The organism is Citrobacter sp. Awk 2 (assembly GCF_028069815.1).
Taxonomy (GTDB): domain Bacteria; phylum Pseudomonadota; class Gammaproteobacteria; order Enterobacterales; family Enterobacteriaceae; genus Citrobacter.
Window position 1 is genome coordinate 1 of record NZ_JANEWL010000174.1, and the last position, 4234, is coordinate 4234.

General features: G+C 49.4%; 3 protein-coding genes. 1 reads left to right on the forward strand and 2 read right to left on the reverse strand.

Annotated features, from left to right (window positions below; all coding sequences use genetic code 11):
- Positions 1-175: 175 nt before the first annotated feature.
- Positions 176-808, forward strand: coding sequence for a ribosome biogenesis GTP-binding protein YihA/YsxC (gene yihA / locus NNO02_RS22725; RefSeq protein WP_271455820.1), 633 nt, complete (start codon positions 176-178; stop codon positions 806-808).
- Positions 809-1036: 228 nt separating this feature from the next.
- On the opposite strand, the gene NNO02_RS23910 is transcribed toward yihA, so the two are convergent.
- Both NNO02_RS23910 and polA read right to left on the reverse strand, forming a co-directional pair.
- On the reverse strand, positions 1037-1084 hold the full coding sequence (locus tag NNO02_RS23910) for a spot 42 RNA, inhibition of DNA synthesis (protein ID WP_071892919.1): 48 nt from the start codon (positions 1082-1084) through the stop codon (positions 1037-1039).
- A 166-nt stretch (positions 1085-1250) separates the two neighbouring features.
- Positions 1251-4037, reverse strand: coding sequence for a DNA polymerase I (gene polA / locus NNO02_RS22730; RefSeq protein WP_271455821.1), 2787 nt, complete (start codon positions 4035-4037; stop codon positions 1251-1253).
- Between the last annotated feature and the right edge of the window lie 197 nt (positions 4038-4234).

The window sequence follows — 4234 nt, forward strand, 5'->3', positions numbered from 1 at the left end:
ATATGATTTATATATATTATATTGTTTTCCGCTCTGCCATCTCGCATAGATACTATCGGCAATGTCTCACAAAGCACGAGGTTTTTACTTACACTGACCACGCGTCGAAAAACCAGTCTTTTGCTGGTGTTCAGGTATAATCGCTGCAAAGCCTTGATTGATGGAGACGACCACGTTGACTAACTTGAATTATCAACAGACGCATTTTGTGATGAGTGCGCCTGATATTCGCCATTTACCTTCCGATACGGGAATCGAAGTGGCTTTTGCTGGCCGTTCCAACGCAGGCAAATCCAGTGCACTAAATACCCTGACCAATCAAAAGAGTCTGGCGCGTACCTCTAAAACACCAGGCCGTACTCAGCTCATCAACTTGTTTGAAGTTGTGGACGGTAAACGCCTGGTCGACCTGCCAGGTTATGGTTATGCCGAAGTCCCGGAAGAAATGAAGCGAAAATGGCAGCGCGCACTGGCTGAATACCTGGAAAAACGCCAGAGCCTGCAGGGTCTGGTGGTATTAATGGACATTCGTCACCCGCTAAAAGATCTCGACCAGCAGATGATCCTGTGGGCTGTTGAGAGCAACGTTCAGGTTCTGGTTCTACTGACTAAAGCAGATAAGCTGGCCAGTGGTGCCCGGAAAGCACAGCTGAACATGGTACGTGAAGCGGTACTGGCGTTTAATGGCGATGTACAGGTTGAAGCTTTTTCATCACTGAAGAAGCAGGGCGTGGACAAACTGCGTCAGAAGTTGGATAGCTGGTTTAGTGAGCTGGCACCCGTTGAAGAGATGCAGGACGGGGAATAATCCACGGATATGCCGGATGGTGCCGCTGCGCGTCTTATCCGGCCTACAGATCTTTATTTTTGCTCTAAATAATTCGAGTTGCATAAAGGCGGCGACACAGCAAATCCCCAGGAGCTTACATAAGTAAGTGACTGGGGTGAGCAAGGAAGCCAACGCGTATGCAGCTTGAAGTATGACGAGCAAAATAAAAAACGCCCCAGTCATTACTGACTGGGGCGGCTAAAATATTCAGCCAAATCCGATTACGTGAAGTAAAAGGTCTGAAAGATAGAACATCTTACCTCTGTACCCTACGTGAATAACTTTACTCTTTTTTGAGCAGCTCAGAAAGCACTTTTTGTAATTTTTTTTCATTCCCGCCATAGGGATTTCTAATGGACATCACAAAAAGTTCTATCTTATGTTGCTTAGTTACGAAAAAAGCGCGTTATTCAGTAAACCCTTAGTGCGCCTGATCCCAGTTCTCACCACTACCGACTTCCACCAGCAAGGGCACATCAATTTGCGTCTCGTTTTCCATCAGCTGATGGATCTTTTTCGACACGCTTTCCAGATCATCTTTGTGCACTTCAAACACCAGTTCATCGTGTACCTGCATGATCATGCGCACGCGCGGCTGTTCTGTTTGCAGCCACCCGTCCACGGCAATCATGGCCCGCTTAATAATATCTGCGGCAGTACCCTGCATCGGAGCGTTAATTGCAGCACGTTCCGCACCGGCACGGCGCGCGCCATTACTGGATTTAATATCCGGTAAATAGAGGCGGCGCCCTTCCAGCGTTTCAACGTAACCTTGCTCTTTTGCCTGTGCACGCGTCCGTTCCATATATTCCAGCACGCCAGGGTAGCGCTCGAAGTAGAGATCCATATACTTCTGTGCTTCTTTACGCGGGATATTCAACTGACGAGCAAGACCGAAAGCACTCATGCCATAGATCAGACCAAAGTTAATGGCTTTTGCGCTACGACGCTGTTCGCTGGTCACTGAATCGAGCGGTAAACCAAAAACTTCTGCCGCCGTTGCACGGTGAATATCTTTTCCTTCGGCAAACGCAGTAAGCAGGCCTTTATCGCGCGAGAGATGCGCCATAATACGCAGCTCGATCTGCGAGTAGTCCGCAGAGACAATCACGTAGTCTTCTGGCGCGATAAATGCCTGACGAATACGACGACCTTCATCGTTACGTACCGGGATATTTTGCAGGTTAGGATCGGTTGAAGACAAACGTCCGGTCGCTGTGACAGCCTGGTGATATGAGGTATGCACACGTCCGGTTTTTGGGTTGATCATCAACGGAAGCTTATCCGTGTAGGTCGACTTCAGTTTTGCTAACCCACGATATTCCAGGATAACTTTTGGCAACGGATAATCCAGCGCTAACTCTTCCAGCACCTCTTCCGACGTTGACGGCGCACCACCCGGTGTTTTCTTCAGCGGCTTGATACCCTGCTTTTCAAACAGAATCGTTTGCAGTTGCTTGGTTGAAGAGAGGTTAAACGCTTCTCCAGCAATCTCGTGCGCTTTTTGCTCAAGCGTATTCAAACGCAACGTCAGCTCTTCTGAGTGTTTGTGCAATACAGCAGGATCGATTTTCACACCGTTGCGCTCAACGCGGGACAGAACCGGGACCAACGGCATATCGATATTTTCGAAGACGTTTAACGGCCCTTTGTGCTTCTGCAGTTCAGGCCACATCTTCAGGTGCAACTGAAGCGTAACATCGGCATCCTCTGCGGCATAACGCCCGGCTTCTTCCAGTGCTATCTGGTTAAAGGTCAGCTGGTTTTTACCTTTCCCGGCAATCTCTTCAAAGGTGATCGTTTTATGTTTCAGCCAGCGATCTGACAGGCTGTCCATATCGTGTCGGCCTGCGACGCTGTTAAGAATGTAGGATTCGAGCATGGTATCAAAGACAATGCCACGCAGTTCAATCCCGTAATTTGCCAGGATACCGCGATCGTACTTCAGGTTTTGCCCAACTTTATGCGCCTTTTCATCTTCCAACAGTGGCTTCAGTAACGCCAGCGCACGGTCACGAGAAATCTGATCGGGCGCATCCAGGTAATCATGGGCGACAGGCACATACGCAGCCACACCTGGCTCGATAGCAAAGGAGAGGCCAACCAGATTCGCGGTGATGTTATCCAGACTGTCAGTTTCTGTATCAAAGGCGAATACGGGGGCTTTTTTCAGCTTCGCAATCCACGCTTCCAGCGTCGCTTCATCCAGAATCGTCACGTAATTATCGTAGGAAAGAACCGTGGCAGGTTCCTCAGGCGTTTCATCGACGACGATGGTTTCCTGCGGTTTAGTTGCCGGTTTCGTCCCTTTCGCCTGTAGCCATTTACCGGCTTCAACGTCAGTAACCCAACGCTTGAATTCATACTGTTTAAACAGGCCAAGCAGTTCTTCTGCTGCTGGTTGGCGCACTTCCAGCTGCTCGCAGGCTAATTCCAGCTCAACATCCGTTTTGATGGTAGCCAGCTTATACGAGAGATACGCCACTTCTTTATTCTGCTCGAGTTTGCCTGCCATGGTTTTAGCACCACGGAAGGTCAGCCCTGCTATTTTGTCTGATTCCGCATAGAGGGTATCCAGCCCCCCCAAGCCCTGAAGCAGCGCCTGAGCCGTTTTTTCACCCACGCCAGGTACGCCAGGAATGTTATCGGAGGAGTCACCCATCAGCGCCAGGAAATCAATGATCAGTTCAGGCGGGACACCGTACTTATTCACGACTTCATCCGGGCCAAGGATCGTATTAGTCATGGTGTTGATGAGGGTGATGTTCGGCGTCACCAGTTGAGCCATATCTTTATCGCCAGTGCTAATCAGCACCGGACGCCCCACCTTCTCTGCCTCACGTGCCAGCGTACCGATGACATCGTCCGCCTCCACGCCTGAAACAGCCAACAATGGCAACCCCATCGCTTTTACCATCGCATGTAGGGGCTCAATCTGCGCACGTAAATCGTCCGGCATTGGCGGGCGATGCGACTTGTAGTGTTCGAATAATTCATCACGGAAGGTTTTACCCTTAGCGTCGAATACCACCGCAGCATGTGTAGGCTGATATTGCAGAATCAGGCTACGCAGCATGTTGAGAACACCGTACATCGCACCGGTAGGCTCTCCTGCGCTGTTAGTCAGCGGCGGAAACGCGTGGTATGCGCGATACAGGTAAGATGAACCGTCTACAAGGATAAGTGGGTTTTCTGGGATCTGAACCATAATGTCCGTGCCTGTTTATCAGATTATGGGTAAAGGATGCCACAGACGGGATGAAAACATGAGTTTTTCGCCGCATTTGTCGAAAAACTTTTGCAGATCTTCTGCGTTGCTCGCAAAGCGCGCTGTGGATAACTTTGTGAATAAATAATTTTCAGCCCTTTAACCCCAGCAATACAATTTATGAATCATAATAATTT

What these genes read in the sequence shown, in the direction of transcription:
- polA (WP_271455821.1), bottom strand. Translation starts at nt 4,037, where the DNA reads ATGGTTCAGATCCCAGAAAACCCACTTATCCTTGTAGACGGTTCATCT.